Consider the following 20,929-nt stretch of genomic DNA (forward strand, 5'->3'; position numbering starts at 1 on the left):
GTTCTGAAGCATGATCTGATGTTTGCAATTCTCCACATTTGTGGCGGCCCTAGGGATCTTCGCTAGAGTGATAAAAAGCCTCCCAAAAGGCGATCGCTTTAATTTATCGCTCCCCATGCCATCGACCCACCAGCCGCCAACAACCACAAACATTGGGAAAGTGGTTTCCGTGCGCGGCAGTGTCGTTGATGTGTGTTTTCCCCAACGGCTACCTAGCTATCTCCATCAACTCAATGCCGGAGAAAAAGGTCAAATCATTATCGAAGTCGTCGCCCACCTAAACGCCACCCTTGTCCGGGGCATTGCCCTGACCCCCACCTCCGGCCTCGCCCGGGGAGCCACCGTGACGGATACCGGCCATCCCCTCAAAATGCCCGTGGGCCGCGCCTTACTCGGACGTATGTTTAATGTCTTTGGTGAGGCGATCGATCAAGGCAAACCCCTAACTGCAGTTAAGCATCGCTCAATTCACCAAGCCGCTATTCCCCTCGTCCAACAATCAACCCAAGCAGAAATCCTGGAAACAGGGATCAAAGTAATTGATGTCCTCGCCCCCATCGAACGGGGTGGAAAAGCAGGCCTCTTCGGGGGGGCAGGGGTCGGCAAAACGGTCTTAATTACCGAGATGATCCACAACATGGTCAGTCAGCACCAGGGGATTAGTCTATTTTGCGGTATCGGTGAACGGAACCGAGAAGCTGAGGAACTCTATCGGGAAATGCAGGCGACGGGGGTACTAGACCAGACGGTGTTACTGTTTGGCCAGATGAATGAACCACCGGGAGCCAGGTTTCGGGTAGGCCATGCTGCCTTGACTATCGCCGAATATTTCCGGGATGAAGCCCGCCAGGATGTGTTGCTCTTGATTGACAATATTTTCCGCTTTATTCAAGCTGGCCAGGAGGTTTCGGGTCTAATGGGAGAGCTGCCCTCGCGGGTGGGCTACCAACCTACTTTAGCGACGGAATTAGCCGCCCTCGAAGAACGGATTACCAGCACAAAAAATGGGGCGATCACCTCGGTGCAGGCGGTGTATGTGCCCGCTGATGATTTTACCGATCCGGCTGCCGTACATACCTTTGGCCATTTATCGGCATCCATTGTGTTATCGCGCAAGCGGGCCAGTGAGGGGTTTTATCCAGCCGTCGATCCCCTGCGTTCGAGTTCCAAAATGTTGATGCCCGCGATCGCCGGTCGGCGTCACTACGAAATTGCCTTGGCGGTGCGTCAGACCCTCGCCACCTACGAAGAACTCAAGGACATGATTGCGATGTTGGGGATGGCGGAACTCGCAGCGGGCGATCGCGCCATTGTGTACCGTGCCCGTCGGTTAGAGCGATTTCTCACCCAGCCTTTTTTCTCAACGGAACAGTTCACCAACAAAACAGGACGGGTGGTCAGTTTAGAGGCGGCTTTAACGGGTTGTGAGCGAATTTTAAACGATGAATTTGCCGATGTGCCCGAAAGCGCTCTTTATATGATCGGTGCCATTGGGGAGGTGCAGCGGCTATGATTGCCCAGATGGATCTCAAGGTACTGTGTTTGACAGAATTGCTGGTGGATCAGCCAGTACGAAAAGTGACGGCAGAAGGTGATGGGGGCGGTTTTTGTCTATTGCCCAACCATGGGGATTATGTGGCGGTTTTGCCAGCGGGTCTCTTGATCTTTGAGAGCATCACGGGAGAAGAACATTGTCTGGCCATTGATGAAGGCATTTTAGTGAAACAGGGGGCTGCCGTTTGGGTGTCGGTGCGCAATGCGGTGCGAGGAGATAATCTTGATGATTTACAGCAAGCAGTGCAAGCGCAATTTACCCAGTTAGATGAACAAGAAGAACGGGCACGGAGTATGTTGACGCGCCTAGAAAGTAGCATTGTGCGGGACTTTATCGATTTGGGAGGTGCTTTATGACCACACCAGAAGGCGATCGCCACCGGGAAGATTTTGAACGGCAGATCCAGCAAAAATCCCAACAAAAACTCCAGGCCAAACGGGAAGGCGATCGCAGTTTGTGGTTAGGATTTGGGGTCTTTGGGATGGTGGGTTGGTCGGTGATGGGGCCGACCCTACTGGGGATCTTTCTGGGGATTTGGCTCGACCGCCGCTTTCCGAGTCCCTATTCCTGGACATTAACGGGCTTATTTCTGGGGATTATTCTCGGCTGCTGGAATGCATGGTTATGGATTCAACGGGAGCAAAATCGATGAGGTCGAATTATTTAACTGTTCATGCAAAAGATAAAAATATCAAAGGCGATCGCCTAATCCAATCGCTAATCTAAACCCGATTAAAAAACGAATTTAAAAACTCAATTAAAATCACAATGAATTTATTTTTAGAAAAAGTAACACCTAATTTATTTGTTTTTCCCCTCGGCTTTGGGTTGGGATTATTTTACTTCACGGCACTGTGGTTTACCGTTAAACAATTAACTCGTTCTCAACATCCAGTATTACTAATAATTACCAGCGGTGTGGTGCGCTTAATCCTTGCTATGACAGCCTTATATTTTATGATTGGTGGCCATTGGGAACGAGTACTAATTGCTCTCGCGGGTTTTTTGTTAGCACGAACGATTTTAATCAATCGTTGGCGGCCACAAACTTCATTATCGGAACTGTTGCTGGAGGAATAAATGTAGGATGCAAATTACACCGGATAACATCATTTTCTATCAATATCAGTTTGTGGTAATTAATGCCACTTTAGTTTACACATGGCTCACCATGGCCCTATTAGTAATAGGAGCAGCTTGGGTAACGAAAAAATTAGTGGTGCGTCCCAAACTACCCCCTTGGCAAAATTTTTTAGAAATAGTTGTTGATGGCATTTATCAACACATTGCAGAAGTCACCCAACAGGAACCGGAACCCTATCTTGCTTTTGTGGGTACTTTATTTTTATTCATTTTAACGGCTAACTTATTAACTGTAGTTCCCGGTTATCAAGCTCCCACTGGCTCCCTTTCAACCACCACTGCTTTGGCGATCGCCGTATTTATTGCGGTGCCGATCTACGGAATCCGTCAGCGGGGAATTTTAGGGTATCTCAAAAGTTATCTCCAGCCGACGCCGATTATGTTGCCCTTTCAAATCATTGGTGAATTTTCCCGAACTTTAGCCCTGGCCGTGCGTCTTTTTGGCAATATTATGAGTGGAAACCTTTTGGCGGCAATTTTATTAGCCCTTGTCCCGTTATTTGTACCTGTGGCGATGAATTTATTGGGACTTGTATTTGGGGTCATTCAAGCCTATGTGTTTGCGATTTTAGCCTTGGTTTACATTGCTTCTGCCGCGACGGTGCAGGAGAAAAAACAAAGTATTTCGATGGAGGAAAATTCATGAGTGATCTCGCATTAATCGGCTCGGTGGCGATGGTGACCGCTGGTATTACCATTGCCATTGGTTCCATTGGCCCGGCCCTAGGGGAAGGCATGGCCGTAGCCAGGGCTTTGGGGGCGATCGCCCAACAACCTGACAAGGCCAATATGATTACCCGCACTCTATTTGTGGGCCTCGCGATGGTGGAATCAACGGCGATTTATTGCTTGGTGGTGTCGATGATTTTGCTGTTTGTCAATCCATTCTGGAACTATTTTCTCAACCAGGGGGGTTAACGGTGTTAATTGACTGGTTTACGGTGTTTGCCCAAATCCTCAACTTTGTCATTTTGCTGGGGTTGTTGCGCTGGTTTTTGTACAAGCCCATTTTGCAGGTGATGGCCAAGCGTCAGGCCCAACTCGCCGAACAATGGCAAACGGCCACGGATCTCCAAGCCCAGGCCCACCAAGCCCTAGAACAATATCATCAAGAACAACAGTCACTCCAAGCGCAACGGGCTTCATTTTTGGCGGCAGCGCGGGCAGCAGCAGATGAGGAGCGACAACGGCAATTACTAACCCTGCGTGAGGATATCCAAGCGCAACGGGAAGCTTGGGAAGCGGATCTGCACCAGGAACAGAGGGCTTTTTTCCATACGCTCCGGCAACAGGTCAGCCAACAGGTGGTGGCGATCGCCCGGCAAGCCCTCCGGGATTTGGCGAATGCCACTCTCGAACAACAGGTGGTGGCGCGTTTTTGTGAACAACTGCAACACCTTTCTCCGGCCCAACGGCAACAGATCAATCATTTAGAAACCCCACCAGAAGCTGTCTTTATCCGGACAGCGTTCCCCCTGGATGTGACCCACCAAGCGCAAATCAAACAAAGTCTTGCTACTACTTTAGAGCTTGACGGAACGCCTATTCATTTTGTCACGGTGCCGGAGTTGGGCTGTGGCATTGAACTGAAACTGGCTGGCCAAGAAATCGTTTGGGGTCTTGATCCCTATCTCGATCAACTCGAACAAACCCTGGCGATCGCCACTCGTTAATACCCTGAATTTTTTGACCCACTGCTCACCATGGAACCCCTGGCCCAATCTCTCCAAGGCACTTACACAGAAGCCTTACAGCAAATTCAGCAAACCCTGGCAACCTTTCCGGCCCAACTGACATTCCGGGAAACGGGGGTTGTGGAATCTGTCCGGCCCGGCATCGCCAGAGTGAAGGGGTTGCCCAACGTCCAAGCCGATGAATTGGTTTATTTTTCGCGCTCCAGTGCTGGGGGTGAACCGCTGCTGGGGATTGCCTTTAACCTCGATCCCGATGAAGTGGGCGTAATTTTGCTAGGAGATAGCCACGCCCTCCAGGCAGGGGATGAGGTCTACCGCACCGAAAGGGTGATGGATGTGCCCGTGGGAGAAATGCTACTAGGGCGGGTGTTGACCGTCCTGGGAGAGCCTTTGGATGGTCGGGGTGCCCTCAAAGCGGTGGAATGGAAACCCGTCGAACGGGAGGCCGCCGCAATTTTGGACCGCGCCCCGGTAACGGTGCCTTTGCAGACAGGGCTGAAAGTGGTAGATGCCCTGATTCCCATTGGTCGGGGACAGCGGGAACTGATCATTGGCGATCGCCAGACAGGAAAAACCACCATCGCCATCGATACGATCCTCAACCAAAAAGACCAGGATGTGATTTGTCTCTACTGTGCCATCGGTCAACGGTCAGCGGCGATCGCCAAGGTGATTGCGACCCTCCGGGAACAGGGGGCCATGGATTACACCATCGTGATTGTGGCGGCGGGCCAGGATCCCCTTGGACTGCAATACATTACCCCTTATGGCGCGACGACGATGGCGGAATATTTTATGGAACAGGGGCGCGATGTGTTGATCGTTTACGATGACCTGACCCACCACGCCCGCACCTACCGTGAACTCTCCCTCTTGCTGCGACGACCACCGGGGCGCGAGGCCTATCCTGGGGACATTTTTTACCTCCATTCGCGGCTTTTGGAACGGGCAACCCATCTGGCAGAAGCTTTGGGGGGCGGCTCCCTGACCGCTTTGCCGATTATCGAAACCCAAGCCCAAAATCTTTCGGCCTATATCCCAACCAATTTAATTTCCATTACCGACGGCCAAATTTATCTCTCACCAGAGCTGTTCCAAAAGAGTATTTTCCCAGCGGTGGATGTGGGTAAATCCGTGTCCCGGGTCGGCGGGAAAACCCAACTAGCCGCCTACCAAGCTGTTTCTGGAGCGTTGCGCCTCGCCTATGCCCAATTCCAAGAGGTCGAAGTATTTGCCCGGTTTGGGACGCAACTGGATGAACAAACTAAACAAACCCTCCAACGGGGGAAACGCATCCGGGAGGTGCTCAAACAAAATCAAAGTCAACCCCTGACGGCGGCAGCCCAAATTGCCATTTTGATCGCCGTCACCCAAGGTTTATTAGACCATGTGGCCCTAGAAGAAATCTCAACGGTGGAACAAAAATTAGCCCAGGCGATCGCCCAAGAATTACCCGACCTTGTGGAACGCATTCAATATTCCCATCCCCTCACCGAAGCCGATCAAACCCTCCTTTTGGAAACCCTCCAAGCCGCCATCAAAACCTAAGCAATGCACACCCTCGAATCCCTGCGCAACACCATCAACAGTATTGAAGATCTCCGGGCCGTTGTCCGCACCATGAAAGCCTTGGCTATGGTTAGCATTCGGCAATATGAACAGGCCTGCACGGCTCTCCAAGATTACAACCACAGCCTCGACCTAGGTTTTCAAGCCCTGCTCCAGCATCGGCGTTTTGCAGAAACCGATCTTGATCAGCCGTTGCCCTTGGTTAGCAATGCTCAACAGGGAAAAGTGGGGTTGATTTTGTTTGGCTCTGACCATGGTCTGTGTGGTCAATTTAACGAACAGCTTGCTACCTATGCTCTGCGAGCTTGCCAACAACGGCATCTGACAACTGCTGATTATGTTTTGGCTACCGTTGGCGATCGCCTTTTGCCCTATTTACAGTCCTTAGACCACCCCCACCACACAACCTTCCGACTGCCCAATTCCCTCGCAGGAACGCCCCGCCTGATCCAAAACCTCCTAGGCTTGATTGATCAATGGTATTTCGAGGCCGAAACATCACCCGTTCGCCAGATTCTCTTGATCTATCATCAATCCCAATCCAAAACCCTTTACCAGCCCGTCACCCGACAACTATTACCCCTAGACCGTCAATGGCTCCGGGAAATGGGCGATCGCCCCTGGCAATCCACCGCCTTTCCCCTCCTCAATGGCCCCTGGGCACCTACTTTTGCCGGTGTTGTCCGCCAATACTTTTTCTTAAGCCTGTACCGTGCCGCCGTAGAATCCCTCGCCAGTGAAAATGCTGCTCGCCTTGCATCCATGCAAGCTGCCGAAAAAAATATCGAAGAGCGACTGGGTGATCTCCAGGCCAACTATCGTCAGCAACGACAAAATTCCATTACCGAAGAACTCTTAGACATCGTTTCTGGGTTTGAAGCCCTCAACCCCAACCGTACCCGTTAGTAACAACACCCAAACATCTAACCCACACAAACTTGATTACGTCCACTGCGTTTGGCGCGGTAACAAGCCTGATCCGCCTGGGCCATCAAATCATCCACGGAAGGCAAAGGAGCCGATTCTGACGTGAGCAAAATTAAACCAATGCTGATTGTGATCTGAAAGATTTCTTGTTGCCAAGTAAACGTATAGTTTTTGAGAATGCTGACTATTGCCTCTGCAATGGAAAGACTATTTTCTAGGGTGCAATTCCGCAATAACAGGGCAAATTCATCGCCTCCCACCCGGGCAACTTGGTCTTCAGCGCGGACCTGTTGGGCAAGTAAATGGGCAATATCCCGCAGGAGGACATCGCCAGCATTGTGACCGACGGTGTCATTGACGGGCTTGAAATGATCCAGGTCGCAAAACAGCAATACATGGCTGGCTAAACCAGAATTTGCTTCACTCCGGGCTTGTTCTAAGGTGGCAAAAAAGGCCCGCCGATTTAACAAATCCGTTAACGGATCATGGCTGGCCTGGTAGCTATTGATGACTGCTTGGCGACGCTCGGCCAATTCTTCGGCGGTGACCAATAATAGGAAAGATTCGTTGAACAATAACAAAATAAGGGCAATGGTTAAGACCAACTGAGGTGTATAGGATTTTTTGGCCCAAATTAAAGCTTCGGTGGGCTGAATTTGGAGTTGCCAGGTGCGCCCCCAGTAACGAATGGGTACAGTAATGGGCTCGGTTTCGGTGGCGGCGATCTCTCCGAGATCCGCTTTGCGGTGCGCCGTTGGATTGGGTGGATCTAACTGGTCAAGATTAAGGGTCTGACCCGATTCCGTAGTGTAGAGCAAGGCCACCCGTAAATTTTGTTGCTGGGCGCAGGTGCCGACTGAAAAAACTTCCGCCAAGAGATTGTCCAAGCGGTAAACACCCACCGCAAATCCTCGCACCGATTCTCCTTGTGAATTGACCGGTAGCAGCACGAGGATACTCCGTTGTCCATTGGTGTCTTGGAGCAAGGTCAGGGGTTCTGTGGCATAGGCTTGGTCGGTTTCCATGCTGTTGATAACTGCCGCTGCCCGTTGGGGATCCGATTGAATATCAAAGCCTTGGACGATTCGATGTTTTTCATTAAAGGGTTCGATAAACTGCACGACCACGTAGGAAGGCCGTTTTTGAGCCGGAATTAGTTCGCCATTGGGGAGCCGTTCGGTAATTTGAAAATCGTCTGGTATCAAGGGATCGAGCCGTTGCTGGGTCTCGAAGGCTTGGCGTTCTGTATCAAGGACAAATGGATTCCAAGAGAGGGCAGATAAACCAGGCAAGTTCTCTAAACTGTGGCGGGTAAAGGTGCGAAATTCGCTGGCTGTAACGGTTTCGCTAGAGAGGATAAAACTTTCAACACCTTGGAGGGCTTCGGTGTGGCGGGTTAGATTTTTCTCGAATTGGTGTGCCATATTTTGGGCACATTCTTGTAACTCTAGGCGAATCCGTTGTGTTTCAAAGGCGTAAATTTGGTCGTAGGCGATCGCCGCCATAATCATCAACAGGAGAGACGGAAAAAGTACCTTTGTGCGACGTCCCTGCCACTGATACTGCATCGTGGGGAGAAACATCAAAGTTGCTGGGGTAAACACAATGATCCCCAAAACATCGCCAGCCCACCAGGTAAAGGCAGAAAAAGGAATTTGGCTAGCGGTGATTTCCCCAAAAAAATATTGAGCGTAGGCCCCCACACTACTGCCTAAGAGACTACAAACTGGCCCCATCACAATCAAGAAAGGCAAAATTTCTTTGGGATGACGCAGGGCGGGAGTAACCCCAGAGATGCGACGGCCACACCAAGCTGCGAGGGCTATTTGCAAAGTCGATCCAGCCGCTAAAGTCAGCGCTAGAGGCAGATGCCAATCGCTTAAAACCCCATCGACCAGTACAGACCCCAGGGCGATCGCCGGTAGGTAACGGTATCCATGGGCCAAAACAATGGCGATCGCCAAGCCCGCCGCAGGCCAGAAGGGAAAAGATAGACTTAAACCCTGGGCGAGATAACTTGTGCTGAGGCCGATCCCTGCATAGGCTAATGTCAGAGCAACACTGCGCCATAATAATTTTGTTCGAGCCTTCACCCTGAAAAAGGTCTCCCTGTGCCGTGGAATGGAACTTTTAAAATCAATGCCAAAACGAAAGCAACGCTAACAGACATTAATTATATGGCTTACTGGATAGCTAAGTGTTTATTTTTCTGTTTGCTCTGGCCTGCATCGGATTGATTGTTGCTAGAAAAATATCGAGGCGATCGCCAAAAGACCTAGTCTTAAAATTCCCTGAAGAATTTCTGCGGAAATCACCGTAGTGAACTAAGTTTCCAATAATGTCGTGGAAATGATTATCATTAAAAATGTCTTCTCAATTGATAATCAATGTAAAAAAATCTCAGTAAATTTTGTCCCATGAGAAGTATAAAAAATCTTAGATTTTGCATAACTAAATTAATCTGCTAATTTCTGCCAAACGGAATTTACATAATATTTTTGTTGATCTGAAAAAGTATGTAGTACCCGAAAGTGATGCTGCTCTGCCAGTTCCTTAATCTGCTTGTGGGAATATTTCCGGGAGGTTTCCATGTGAATCGCCTCCCATGCCTCAAAAATATAACTCTGGGACAGTTTATTGAGAGTAACGGTTTGGGTACAGGTACTAACGAGATAACTTTGTGCCTCGCCGGTGAGGGGATGATAAATGGGGCAATGTTGAAAATGATCCAGTTGAAAATCACCCTCTAGTTCTCGATTAATTCGTTCGAGTAAATTGAGGTTAAAAGCACGGGTCACTCCCTGGCTATCGTCGTAGGCTTTGAGGATAATTTGGGGATCTTTCATCAGGTCAAAACCAAACATGATCAAGTCGCCTGGATCAAGATTGCGGGTAATATTTTGCAGAAAATCAGCGGTTTCTTGGTCTGAAAGATTACCAATGGTTGAACCTAAGAATAATAAAATCTTGCGCCGACTTAAATCATGATCCAGAAAATCGGTATGAAAATAATCTCCTTGAATTGGGGCGATGGTTAGATTGGGTAAATCAGCCTGAATGGTCTCTGTTAAATAAGTCAGAATATTTTCAGAAATATCGACGGGGGCATAGATAAAATCAACAGCTTGACTTAGAAAGTAATCAAGTAAAATCTTGGTTTTTGAACCATCCCCAGCACCTAATTCTACCAGGGTAAACGGTTGGCGATCGCCATAAAATAAGTCTAGGATATGTTGCTTTTGGGTTAAAAAAATTTCCCGCTCACAACGGGTTAAATAATATTCATCTAAGGTCATAATTTGCTGAAATAAAGCATCACCTTGGGCATCATAAAAATATTTACAAGGTAAACTTTTAGGATAGTGAGATAAGCCCCGGTGGACATCTAAAGCAAAGGAATTAAGGGTTAAATTTTGGCTGAGCATAGCATTGTGAATTAGTAAAAATAAAAGATGGCAAGATTTCCTGGACTCAAGAATATTCCGCAAGGCGTAAACCGGAAAATTGCCAACGCATTTGTGGGTGAAAAAAGTTACGGTATGTGGGCCGGATATGTTCCCTTAAGGTCGCACAGGAACCACCCCGGAGTACCATCTGATTCACCATAAATTTACCGTTATATTCCCCTAGGGCACCCGCCGGAATTTCATAGTATGGATAGGGGCAATAGGGACTACTGGTCCATTCCCAAACATCCCCATAAAATTGTTGACTGTGTTGTGTTCGTGGTTGGGGATGCAGTTGCTGGGAATTCAAAAAATTAGCAGTTTGAGGAATCTCAGGTTCGGATAAATTGCAAGCCACTTCCCACTCAAATTCAGTGGGTAGACGTTTTCCGGCCCACCGGGCAAAGGCATCCGCTTCGTAGAAACTAATGTGGGTGACGGGAGCGTCCCAATCGAGGGCTTCATAACCATGCAATGTGTAGTGGCACCAACCTTGCTGCTCTGGGCTTTGATCCAAGTGCCAATATAGGGGAGCTGTGAGGTTTTCTGTCTGGATCCATTCCCAACCTTCCATGAGCCAATATTGGGAATTTTGATAGCCGCCAGACTCGATGAATTCTCGGTATTCACCGCAAGTAATTAGACGGTCGAGGATGCGGTACTGATGTAAAAAAACTTGGTGTCTGCCCCGTTCATTATCAAAATAAAATGAGTCACCTTGATGGCCAATTTTATAGATACCTTCGGGAATTTCTAAATAATGTTGTGGTGGGGTTGATGTTAGTTTATGGGGTCTTTGTTGGGTCTCCAAAGGAGATTTGGTTACATAGGCCGGAAACAAGGGATTATGACCGAGAATATATTTTAAGTCGTATAACAATAGTTCTTGGTGTTGCTGTTCGTGGTGGATACCGAGGGTAATTGTTTCGTAAATTTCTTCCTGTTCAGATAAATCAAATGCTTCGATATCTAGTAATAATGTTTCGAGAGATTGATCGACCGCATGACGGTATTCGATAATTTCAGCGACCGTTGGCCGTGATAAAAAACCCCGTTGCGATCGCCCCCATCTTTCTCCAGCCTGTTCATAGTAACTATTGAAAAGATAGGCATATTGGGGATGATGAGCTTGGTAATCTTTAAGGTTTTTTTGGAGGACAAAAGTTTCAAAGAACCAAGTGGTATGGGCGAGGTGCCATTTAGGGGGGCTCACGTAGGGCACAGGCTGAACACCCTGATCTTCTGGGGCGAGGGGCTCGGCCAGTTTAAGGGTGAGCGATCGCGTTTTTTGATAGTTTTCAAGGAGTGAAGCAAACATGGGCGATGTGATCATGCGGGTAAAGTAAAAGTAATTTTAGAAGAGGCGTTTACCAACCCCATGTGCCCACTTCTCCTTTAAAGGGGCCGACAATATCAGCGGTAATCCAACCGCCATAAAAATTACCCGCTTGGGGGGTGACTTTTTCTCCATTAACGTAGCAGGCATCCATCCCCTTGGCACTAAAGCCGTAGAAATTTTCAATGTCTTGGAAGGCCGGGGTCGGTTGAAAAAAGCGCCAGGCAGTAGCTTCAAGACGGCGATCGCCCACCACCACATCGTAGTATTCGTAGCGACCTTTCCATTCACAGATTCCCCGTTGGCGGTTGGGCACGAGGTACTGGCATTGGACGGCGGCGGCGGGAAAATAATAGCTTGGTGGATGGCTGGTTTCGAGCACCCGTTTTCCCCCAGTGGTCTCAGCAATGGTGATCTGATTACAGATAACGATGAGATGTTTCGCCGTGTCTTCTAGGCGGGCGGGACGGGGATAGTCCCAGACAGACTCTTGGTGGGGTTCAGGCTGAATTGGAATTGGGCGCATGAAAACATCTTTCCTCTCGAAGAATTATTCCGCCAAAGGCGATCGCCTTCTAGTGTGTGCTGTTTTGGCCTGGAAATTCAAGTCTGAGAGGTTTTCCGAGAGATGCTGTCTAAAATTTCAATGCGCCACTATAAGCTTGGGGTCACTTGTCCATAGGGAATTGCCTTCTCGGAGCCAGACTGTTCTACGAAGACACGACCGATTTCTCTGTCCACCCTTGCCACGGTGTATTCGCCAAATGAAGCCCCAAAAACCGCTTGCACTGTATCCCCTGCCTCTACATCTGGGACGAGCGGCACTGGTTTACAATCTGCTTTGTCATAAACCTTCATTCTGCCCGCAAAACCCAGGGTCAAGACTTTTTCGCCCGCAACTTTGACAATTTGCACAGAATTCCATCTTTCGCCATCATTGGCCGCAATCATATTGCCTTCTTGCCAAGGGTCGGTAATCTTTACGAAGGAATCAGGCGCAAGTGGATATTCCGTTGCACCGATAGATTTACCGCTGTCTTGGTCTGTTGCCGGATTGTCATACGCCAAATCCAAATACATAACCACGGGTTCTTGGGGGTTTGCATCATCCACAACGATTGCGCGTTGCATCCCGGAGCCAGTTTGCCACCAAGTCAGGACGATGTCGCCTTTTTGCGTTGTTTGCCCTTTTGGGATCGGGATAATCATCGCGTTCGGCATTGTGACAATCCCGTCAAAGGTTGAGTCAATATCTGATTCAACTTCTCCTGGTGCGGACATCTGTGCAGAATAGTAAATGTAGGTTTCGTTCGCCGGGTTTTCTGAGGTTATGGCATTTGTCCACATCCTGTTTGTGGGGGTCAGTACATAATCTCCGGCTTCGGCTGTGATGCCCACTGTCGGGAAATCGAAGGGAGTCATGCCAGGGGCGATCGCTGTTGTTTCTTCTGTCACTTCGACTTCTGAAGTTTCAACTTGTGGCGTATTCTCGGTGTTGCTGTCTTCATTAGTACCGCAACTGCTCAAGGACACCAGCATACCGCTTGCTATTAGGGTTGTGGCAACAAATTTTTTGAACGTCATAATCCAGAGAGTTTAACTTTTTTCTAATCTATTTGTTTCTCAGATTAGGAGAGACTTACCTCAACAAAAATTAATTCTAAGAAAACCCTTAGAGCCTATCTATAAAGTAAATCTTTAGGTAACCAATCGCCGTAGCATTAAGCGAGTCATGCAAGCATAAATTGCCGCCTCCGATACTTCGGGGAATTTTTCATATTCCTTACTCAGACGACGATACCAATTCAACCACCCAAATGTTCGCTCCACAATCCACCGTTTTGGTAGCATCTGAAATTCTCGCCCCTCTCTTTTGATTACTTCTACTGTCGCCTGTATCATCAGCCAAATCCCCAGTCCAAAGACCTCGCCACGATATCCGGCGTCGACCCACATTAATTTCACTCTCTCTAACAACTTTGGCTGTGTTTCTAATAACTCCATCACCGCCGCCTTTGCTAAGGTTCGTTCTGAGGCATTCCCCTCTGCCACCATGGCTTTATAGACCAGACCTAAGCTATCCACCAACAGGCCCCGGCATCTTCCCTTTACTCTTTTGCCTCCATGGAAGCCAAATACCTCCCCCTTTTTTCCGTCGTTTTTATCGACTGAGCATCTACGATTAACACACTTGGTTGTACTGATTTACCTACTTGTTGTCGACATAGGCCGCGCAGAGCATGGTTAATGCTTTCCCATACCCCTTTCCCATACCCCTTTCCTTTGCCATTTTCGATAGTAGTAGTACACCGTTGGGGAGGGCGGGAAATCCTTTGGTAAATATTGCCACTGACAGCCTGTTTTGAGGAGATAGAAGATACCATTGCAAACCCGTCTCATGTCAGTAGTCCGAGGATGACCACCGGGTTTGGCGGGGGGAATCAAGGGTTGGATTAAGGCCCATTCTGCATCGCTCAGGTCGCTAGGATAGACTTTATCTGTCATGGGTCAAAGCCTCACCACAACGCTCAGTTACCAACCAATCTAGCCTCTATCTTTTCCAATTTTCATCTTTTTTATCTTTACTTTATAAATACCCTCTTAGAAAGTCTCTGGTTATGATGGTGACTACACAACTTTTACTAGATTTACTGCCTGAATAGTTTATCTTTGGGTTGAGATGGTTGCGGTAAAAGCCATTATTAAACCTTTTTTGAATATCTTGTTAGATGTAAATTAAATCTATTGATTCCCCTTGGCAATTGTGAAATAATCAGAATAAAATCAAGAAAAATTTGTGATAATTTACGGTTTAAGTCCACTAAAATTTTGTCTAAATAAAAACTATTTTAGTGAGAAAAATAGTGACAACTAAATAAGCTTTATTGCACTTTAGTTTCATGTGCTCAAAATTGCTTTGAAATTTATTTTAAGACATAGCCCACACTGCGTACCGTATGGATCAATCGCTTCGGATTGGTTGCTTCGAGCTTCAGTCGTAAAGCCCGAATGTAGACTTCGATCACGTTGGATTCTCCCATAAAGTCATAGCCCCAAACTTTTTCGAGGATCTGCTCGCGGGTTAAGACTTGCCGTGGGTGGCGCAGGAGTAACTCTAACAAATCAAATTCCTTGGCGGTGAGCTGGATCAGTTGGCGATCGCGGTAAACTTCGCGGGTAATGCCATTGAGAGAAAGATCCTCAAATTCTAATTGGTCAACGATTTCCCGGCGAGCGCGGCGGAGATGGGCATTGACACGGGCCAGTAGTTCTTCAATGCTAAAGGGCTTTGTGACATAATCATCGGCCCCGGCGTTTAACCCAGAGACCCGATCAGAAATTTCATCCTTTGCGGTCAACAGAAGAATCGGCGTTTCGATGCCACTAGAGCGGAGTCGTAGACATAAATCTAGCCCCGACAAGCCCGGCATGAGCCAATCGAAAATCAATAGGTCATAAGTATTTTCTCGGATTAAATTTAGACTATCGATGCCATTGTGGGCAACGGTGATCAAATAACCTTCTAGGCGTAATTCGGAGGCAACGAATTGAGCGAGGTTTTGGTCATCTTCGGCCAGCAAAATATGGGGTTTCATGGTCAGTGGGTGGTCGTTGGTAAGGAAAATTAATAAAGATGTGGTGGTGCATATTTGCAGAAAACTCAATGATCAACGTCTTTGTAAAGGAGAAATGCTTGGGGTTTAACCATGGCGGCGTAGTCCATCCTGCTCGGAGTTGTGGCTTGTGGAGACGGACTGAATATCCCACAGGGGAAGCTTTAGGGTAAAGCAACTGCCTTGGTGGGGCTGGGAACGAAGGCTAATTTTGCCACCCATGCCTTCGATGAGACTTTTGGCGATCGCCAAACCTAACCCTGTGCCATCCCGGGAGCGGGTCATGGTTTCATCCACCCGATAAAATCGTTCAAAAATGCGAGCTTGGTGGGCTAAGGCAATGCCAATACCCTGATCAACGATGTGGATTAGGGCCATTGGTGAAGCGGTTTCGAGGCAAATTTCAATGGCCTGGTCAGGGGCAGAATACTTTAGGGCATTATCAATTAGATTTAACATCACCTGTTGCAGTCGGTCTTGATCGGCGCGAATCACGACATCTTCTGGGGGCGTTTTGAGGTGAATGGGGCGTTGGTTGATCTGTTGACCCATGGCGCTGACTTCTTCGAGAAATGTATTGAGCATGACGGGCTGGGTGCGGAAATGTAAATGGCCCCCGTCGGCCCTGGCCAAATCCAACAAATCTTGGAGCATTTGAATGGTGTGAGTTGTTTCGGTGGCAGCGGTGGCGATCGCCTGTTGTTGATATTCACTGAGGCCATCGCCGCGACGCAGGAGACTCTGGAGATAACCTTCGATAATTGTCAGGGGAGTGCGGAGTTCGTGGGAAACATTGCCGACAAACTGCCGTTGGTTGTCCCAGGCACTCGATAACCGGGACAACATTTCGTTAAATACCTGGGCCAAACCTAAAATTTCATCGGGCGCTTGCTGGAGTTCTAACTTTGCCCCTTGGAGGTCATCCGCAGAAATCGCCTGGGCCATGTTACTCATTTGGGCGAGGGGTTGGGTGACTTTTTGAATGCGGTGTATGATCGCGGCGATTAATAAAATAAGCGTTGCTCCACTGACCAGGCGCAGCCGCCACAAACTGATATAGAGTTTTTGCAGATCGGCGGTGATGTCCTGGGATAAATACAGTTGGCCTACGGGTTCCCCCGCGATCGCTAGGGGACTAATACAAAGGACAATTTGGCGATCGCCCACACGCACAATTTGGGGGGGCATTTCCCCTTGATCGAAGCTCATAATGTCGGGCACTTGGGCGACAAAATCAGCCGTCGCCGTTGATTGGGTCACCAGTTGACCGTCAGGATCTTTCACCCAAGCCATAACATCAGCAGTCGTCACCCGCTGGAGAGTGCGTACCAGACTGGTTTCTACGGGTTCCATTTCGCTATACAGTTCCAACTGCTCCGGAAACCGCGAGGCAATGTAATCTAGGGTTTGTTTGTGGGCCGCCACGAGGTTTTGCTCCATCTGCCAGCCCGCCCAAATGGCAACGATGCCGAGGCCACAGATCGATAAACCAGCCAGCTCAAAGGTGAGGCGAAATTGCAGGGAACTCGTCGAAAAATGCCAATGGTCTAATTTCAAGCGTTTGGCGATCGCCTTTTTTAGTTTTTTTAGCCCCATCGCTTACTACCGGAAAAAAGATTAAAAATTTGTTGCTCTGCCCTGGTCGAGATCAAATTCAAAGCGCTGGTCATAGTCGGTCTCCCCATACACATTAAAGCTAATGGTTGGCGTCGTGCCCAATGCTTTCACCCGATGGATTGCGTCTGGCATTAAACAAACCAAATCCCCAGGATTTAATACTAAGCTCCCGGTCTCGACCAACTGGCTAGAATCTCCAGGCGATCGCCGCCAAAATTGATTTTTCTCTTGGCCTTGCAATAGAGCGACCAAGCCCCAACATCCATGGTTATGGATCGGCGAGACCCGCTGGGGTTCCCAGGCCACAAGCTGCACTGTGAGTGGAAAATCCGGTTCATCATACAAAATTTCCACAGCCCAACCTGTTTTTGGATCTGGCGCAATGGGGATCAGTTGCAGCCATTCTGAACTCTGCAACAAACGCTGCACTAAAGGATATAGGGCCTGTAAACGTTGGCGATCGCCTGGCTCACGGTTTAGCAGATCTTCCAAATCTGTCAGGAAACGGTAAAGCCGATAGGGTTGTGTTTTCGATGTCGGGGACTCAGTGGCTGGCCAAGGCTCCTGGGTGCCGCCGCGATCAATAAACCAAGTTTGTGGAGCCATAAATTCATGCAAAAGATGGGACGGCTTGTTTTTCTACAATGACATTTTTGCCTGAGCGATCGCTGATGGCAGTCTGAATTTTTCCTGAAGATTGCTCGATATTGTATTGCTCAATATTTTTAAGTTTTCTCTAGTTTCCCCTCATCTGCGCCTCATGTTTAGCCGATTTAATCAAGCTCAAGAACCACGGCAAAGCTTTGGTTTTAACTCAGCAATCTAATTAATTTCAGGAGAATGACCATGAAAATTCGCTATGCTGCCACCCTCGTATCAATCTCTCTGTTGAGTCTAGGGGCGATCGCCGGCTGTTCCGGTGTCAAAAACCCTTGCGCTGGACTGTTTAAAAATCCCTGTGCGAGTAAAACAGAAACAACCGATCCCTGTGCCTCAAAGGCAAATCCCTGCGCCGCTAAGGAAAACCCCTGTGCTTCTAAAACCAATCCTTGTGCGGCAAAAGAAAATCCTTGCGCTTCTAAGGCAAATCCCTGTGCCGCGAAAGCCAATGAAGCGGAATAAAAACATTTGCTGGCGATCGCTGCTGAAAACATTATGAACTTGTGAAAAAAATTATGAAACAGGTGCCGCGTCTTGCGTTGTCGTTATTGCTCTTACGGCTCAGTATTTTTATTGTGATGTTTGTCTGGACGTTGGATAAATTTTTTAACCCAGACCATGCCAGGGCCGTTTTCGAGAATTTTTATCTGATTTCTGGCCTCAGCAACGGGGTGATTTTTCTCATCGGTATTGTGCAACTGGCCATTGTGTTGGGTTTCGTGACGGGGTTCCAAAAAAATCGTTGTTATTTTTTGGTGTTGCTGCTCCATGCCGGGTCAACTTTTGCTTCCTTTCGGCAATATCTTGATCCTTTCAATAACCTCCTCTTCTTTGCGGCCTTACCGATGCTGGCTGCTTGTTGCACGCTGTTTTTGTTGCGGGATGCAGACACCCTCTGGACGGTGGATTAGAGGCGATCGCCGGATAAAAAGAATGATTAACTTGAGGGGAATTTGATGAAACCTGCTAACTTAAAGGGTGACACCAATCAAAAAATTAGGCATCAACGGCAACCAAAAAAATTACCTTGTTGGAAAAGCTTTACGGGTTTAGCCTTGGGTGCATTCGGGGTAAGTATGCTTTTAGAAGTGGTTGCACTCTCAACATTTTTCGCGGGCATGGCAACGGCGGCCAGTTCAACATCAACTTTTGTCCAGGGGCTTTTTGGCACAGGATTTGATCCCCAGGCTTGGTTACTCCAGGGCTTGCAATGGATCGATAGTCTGGGTGCCCTAGGGGCGATCGCCTTCATGGTGCTTTATGTGGTGGCGACGGTGGTCTTTCTGCCGGGGTCGATTCTGACCTTGGGAGCCGGGGTTGTTTTTGGTGTCGCTTTAGGATCAATTTACGTCTTTGTTGGCGCAACCCTAGGGGCGATCGCTGCTTTCCTAGTGGGTCGTTATCTGGCCCGCCAATGGGTGAGCCAAAAAATCGCCGACAACCCGAAATTTCGCGCCATCGACGAAGCTGTGGGCAAGGAAGGCCTGAAGATTGTTCTCCTCACGCGCCTCTCGCCTGTATTTCCCTTTAATCTCCTTAACTATGCCTATGGGGTCACGGGTGTTTCCCTAAAAGACTATGTCCTCGGCTCTGTGGGGATGATTCCTGGCACCATCATGTATGTCTACATTGGCTCCCTGGCCGGAAATCTTGCGACCCTCGGCACAGAAAGCACCAGTGCTAACCCCATTGTCCAGTGGTCGATCCGGATTCTTGGTTTTGTGGCTACTGTTGCTGTGACTGTCTATGTCACCAAAATCGCCAGACAGGCCCTAAACAAAACCGTGACTGATTTAAAGTGAGCTATTCTTGGTGCAGTTTCTAGGGACATAACTGATTCGTGCAAGCTTTGCCTTTCTCCAGTGCCTGTAAATTATCTAAGGTCGTCGTTGCAATATTTCCCAAGGCTTCCTGGGTGAAGAAGGCTTGGTGGGCAGTGATCACTACATTCGGAAAAGATTGTAATAACTGAAACGTATCATCTTGAATCACCGTATCCGATAGATCTTCAAAAAAGAGATTTTCTTCTTCTTCGTAGACATCGGTGCCAAAATAACCCAACTGACCTGTTTTCAGTGCCTCGATAACGGCCCTGGTATCAATTAACCCCCCCCGACTGGTATTAATCAGCATGGCACCGGGTTTGATCTGGGCGAGGGAGGTGGCATTAATCAAGTGATAGGTGTCGGGTACTAAGGGACAGTGGAGGGAAATCACATCGGCTTGGGTGAGCAAATCTGGTAAATCTGTGTATTGGACACCCAAATCTAAACAGACAGAATTTTCTTGGGGATCGTGGGCCAGTAAACGACAGCCAAACCCTTGCATAATTTTGGCAAAGCATTCGCCAATTTTTCCGGTGCCAATAATCCCGACTGTTTTACCGTGGAGATCGAAACCCAGGAGGCCATTAAGGGCAAAGTTATCGTCCCGGACACGGTTGTAGGCGCGATAGAGTTTGCGGTTGAGCATCAAAATCAGTCCCACGGCATGTTCGGCCACGGCATAGGGGGAGTAGGCAGGCACCCGAACAACGCTCAAGCCTAATTTGCGGGCGACCTCAAGGTTGATATTGTTAAACCCGGCACAGCGTAGGGCAATATATTGAGTGCCGTTGTGGGCGAGTTGTTTGAGGACAGCTTCTCCTAGGTCGTCGTTGATAAATGCACAAATGGCCGGAAAACCAGCGGCGAGGCTAACGGTATCGGGGGTGAGGCGTGGTTCGAGGAAGACCAATTCGTGGTGAAAACGTTGGTTGGTGTTGTTAAAGGAGACTTGATCGTAGGGTTTGCTGCTAAAGAAGGCGATTTTCATGGTGCTTTGGGGTAATGGAGATGGTTTTTTTGGTGATTTCTTAATAATTAGGGTTAGAATCACGAAATAGGTCACAAAACAGACGGTATTGGCTGTGATGTTGGCCAGAATTTTTTAATACTGTAGCGATTTCAGGATTATCTTGCGGCGCTAGGTTTAGATGAAACATTCTTCTCGATATTCTGATGATTGGCAGGCGATCGCCTTACAAGTAAAAGAGGATGCAGACTGGCGCTGTGAACTCTGTGGCTTGGTTTGTATTCCGTCGGATGTGAAGGTCAAAGGCATTGATCGTCACCTGCGGGCTGTTTTAACCTTAAGCGTTCACCACAAAAATTACATCCCCGAAGACAATCGTCGGGAAAATCTCATCGCCCTTTGCTCGGCCTGTCATTTACGCCAACACCAACGCCGTTATGGCTCCCTCCCCCTTGGTCAGTTGAGTTTGTTCGGGGAAGCTTAGGTGCTTCTGGTCTTCTGGGTCTGGGGGGAAGTGGGTTAAACTTTCAGCTAGATCAATTGCTGTAATTTGATGTGGTCTGTGGGAAATGTCT

At 48.4% G+C, this 20,929-nt stretch carries 22 protein-coding genes and 1 pseudogene; 13 read left to right on the forward strand and 10 right to left on the reverse strand.

Annotation, left to right across the window (positions count from 1 at the left end):
* Positions 1-115: 115 nt before the first annotated feature.
* From atpD to AWQ24_RS15735, 9 genes are all read left to right on the forward strand, one after another.
* Complete coding sequence (atpD, locus tag AWQ24_RS15695) at positions 116-1,513, forward strand: F0F1 ATP synthase subunit beta (RefSeq protein ID WP_065717578.1); 1,398 nt, start codon at positions 116-118, stop codon at positions 1,511-1,513.
* Entirely contained in the window at positions 1,510-1,911 is a 402-nt protein-coding gene (locus AWQ24_RS15700; protein WP_232318922.1) for a F0F1 ATP synthase subunit epsilon, read from the forward strand. Before atpD ends, AWQ24_RS15700 begins: the two co-directional genes overlap by 4 nt.
* Positions 1,908-2,207 carry an AtpZ/AtpI family protein gene (locus AWQ24_RS15705; protein WP_012305623.1) on the forward strand — a complete coding sequence of 100 codons (300 nt, stop codon included), beginning with the start codon at positions 1,908-1,910 and terminating at the stop codon, positions 2,205-2,207. The genes AWQ24_RS15700 and AWQ24_RS15705 overlap by 4 nt, the downstream gene beginning before the upstream one ends.
* 116 nt (positions 2,208-2,323) lie before the next feature.
* On the forward strand, positions 2,324-2,635 hold the full coding sequence (locus AWQ24_RS15710) for an ATP synthase subunit I (protein WP_012305624.1): 312 nt from the start codon (positions 2,324-2,326) through the stop codon (positions 2,633-2,635).
* 7 nt (positions 2,636-2,642) lie between these two features.
* Positions 2,643-3,344, forward strand: coding sequence for a F0F1 ATP synthase subunit A (locus tag AWQ24_RS15715; protein ID WP_012305625.1), 702 nt, complete (start codon positions 2,643-2,645; stop codon positions 3,342-3,344).
* A complete protein-coding gene (locus AWQ24_RS15720) occupies positions 3,341-3,616 on the forward strand; it encodes a F0F1 ATP synthase subunit C (RefSeq protein ID WP_012305626.1) in 276 nt (91 codons plus the stop codon). Before AWQ24_RS15715 ends, AWQ24_RS15720 begins: the two co-directional genes overlap by 4 nt.
* Before the next feature lie 2 nt (positions 3,617-3,618).
* Entirely contained in the window at positions 3,619-4,371 is a 753-nt protein-coding gene (locus AWQ24_RS15725) for a F0F1 ATP synthase subunit B (RefSeq protein ID WP_012305627.1), read from the forward strand.
* Between the two features lie 30 nt (positions 4,372-4,401).
* Positions 4,402-5,940, forward strand: a complete 1,539-nt coding sequence (locus tag AWQ24_RS15730) for an alternate F1F0 ATPase, F1 subunit alpha (protein ID WP_157096903.1) — start codon at positions 4,402-4,404, stop codon at positions 5,938-5,940.
* A gap of 3 nt (positions 5,941-5,943) precedes the next feature.
* Positions 5,944-6,867, forward strand: a complete 924-nt coding sequence (locus AWQ24_RS15735) for a F0F1 ATP synthase subunit gamma (RefSeq protein ID WP_065717579.1) — start codon at positions 5,944-5,946, stop codon at positions 6,865-6,867.
* Between the two features lie 17 nt (positions 6,868-6,884).
* Here the strand turns inward: AWQ24_RS15735 and AWQ24_RS15740 are convergent, their stop codons facing one another.
* The 9 genes and pseudogenes from AWQ24_RS15740 to AWQ24_RS15780 all read right to left on the reverse strand — a co-directional run bounded on the left by AWQ24_RS15740 (position 6,885) and on the right by AWQ24_RS15780 (position 17,507).
* Complete coding sequence (locus AWQ24_RS15740; RefSeq protein WP_065717580.1) at positions 6,885-8,981, reverse strand: diguanylate cyclase domain-containing protein; 2,097 nt, start codon at positions 8,979-8,981, stop codon at positions 6,885-6,887.
* Positions 8,982-9,344: 363 nt separating this feature from the next.
* Entirely contained in the window at positions 9,345-10,313 is a 969-nt protein-coding gene (gene egtD, locus AWQ24_RS15745; protein ID WP_065717581.1) for an L-histidine N(alpha)-methyltransferase, read from the reverse strand.
* Positions 10,314-10,359: 46 nt separating this feature from the next.
* Entirely contained in the window at positions 10,360-11,652 is a 1,293-nt protein-coding gene (gene egtB, locus AWQ24_RS15750) for an ergothioneine biosynthesis protein EgtB (protein ID WP_232318923.1), read from the reverse strand.
* A 49-nt stretch (positions 11,653-11,701) separates the two neighbouring features.
* Positions 11,702-12,196: a DUF427 domain-containing protein gene (locus AWQ24_RS15755; protein WP_065717583.1), complete on the reverse strand. Its 495-nt coding sequence runs from the start codon at positions 12,194-12,196 to the stop codon at positions 11,702-11,704.
* Positions 12,197-12,324: 128 nt separating this feature from the next.
* The gene (locus AWQ24_RS15760) at positions 12,325-13,209 is read right to left on the reverse strand and encodes a hypothetical protein (protein WP_065717584.1); all 885 of its coding nucleotides are present in this window, start codon (positions 13,207-13,209) and stop codon (positions 12,325-12,327) included.
* Positions 13,210-13,368: 159 nt separating this feature from the next.
* Positions 13,369-14,175 (reverse strand): annotated as a pseudogene (locus AWQ24_RS16135) (IS5 family transposase).
* Between the two features lie 419 nt (positions 14,176-14,594).
* Positions 14,595-15,266 (reverse strand): response regulator transcription factor, encoded by a 672-nt coding sequence (locus AWQ24_RS15770; protein ID WP_065717585.1) that lies wholly within the window; start codon positions 15,264-15,266, stop codon positions 14,595-14,597.
* A gap of 105 nt (positions 15,267-15,371) precedes the next feature.
* The gene (locus AWQ24_RS15775) at positions 15,372-16,880 is read right to left on the reverse strand and encodes a cell wall metabolism sensor histidine kinase WalK (protein ID WP_232318924.1); all 1,509 of its coding nucleotides are present in this window, start codon (positions 16,878-16,880) and stop codon (positions 15,372-15,374) included.
* A gap of 21 nt (positions 16,881-16,901) precedes the next feature.
* The gene (locus AWQ24_RS15780) at positions 16,902-17,507 is read right to left on the reverse strand and encodes a cupin (RefSeq protein ID WP_065717586.1); all 606 of its coding nucleotides are present in this window, start codon (positions 17,505-17,507) and stop codon (positions 16,902-16,904) included.
* Positions 17,508-17,747: 240 nt separating this feature from the next.
* Here AWQ24_RS15780 and AWQ24_RS15785 point away from each other — a divergent pair, with 240 nt between their 5' ends.
* The 3 genes from AWQ24_RS15785 (at position 17,748) to AWQ24_RS15795 (ending at position 19,363) form a co-directional block, all read left to right on the forward strand.
* Positions 17,748-18,023, forward strand: coding sequence for a hypothetical protein (locus tag AWQ24_RS15785; protein ID WP_065717587.1), 276 nt, complete (start codon positions 17,748-17,750; stop codon positions 18,021-18,023).
* 53 nt (positions 18,024-18,076) lie between these two features.
* Positions 18,077-18,472, forward strand: a complete 396-nt coding sequence (locus AWQ24_RS15790; protein WP_030008005.1) for a hypothetical protein — start codon at positions 18,077-18,079, stop codon at positions 18,470-18,472.
* 207 nt (positions 18,473-18,679) lie between these two features.
* Positions 18,680-19,363 carry a TVP38/TMEM64 family protein gene (locus tag AWQ24_RS15795; protein WP_232318931.1) on the forward strand — a complete coding sequence of 228 codons (684 nt, stop codon included), beginning with the start codon at positions 18,680-18,682 and terminating at the stop codon, positions 19,361-19,363.
* A 19-nt stretch (positions 19,364-19,382) separates the two neighbouring features.
* Here the strand turns inward: AWQ24_RS15795 and AWQ24_RS15800 are convergent, their stop codons facing one another.
* Positions 19,383-20,375, reverse strand: coding sequence for a 2-hydroxyacid dehydrogenase (locus tag AWQ24_RS15800; RefSeq protein WP_065717588.1), 993 nt, complete (start codon positions 20,373-20,375; stop codon positions 19,383-19,385).
* A gap of 160 nt (positions 20,376-20,535) precedes the next feature.
* Between AWQ24_RS15800 and AWQ24_RS15805 the strand changes: the two genes are divergently transcribed.
* Positions 20,536-20,838 carry an HNH endonuclease gene (locus tag AWQ24_RS15805; protein ID WP_012305642.1) on the forward strand — a complete coding sequence of 101 codons (303 nt, stop codon included), beginning with the start codon at positions 20,536-20,538 and terminating at the stop codon, positions 20,836-20,838.
* Positions 20,839-20,929 lie beyond the last annotated feature (91 nt).

Origin of the sequence: Picosynechococcus sp. PCC 8807, from assembly GCF_001693295.1 — a bacterium.
Lineage (GTDB): Bacteria > Cyanobacteriota > Cyanobacteriia > Cyanobacteriales > MRBY01 > MRBY01.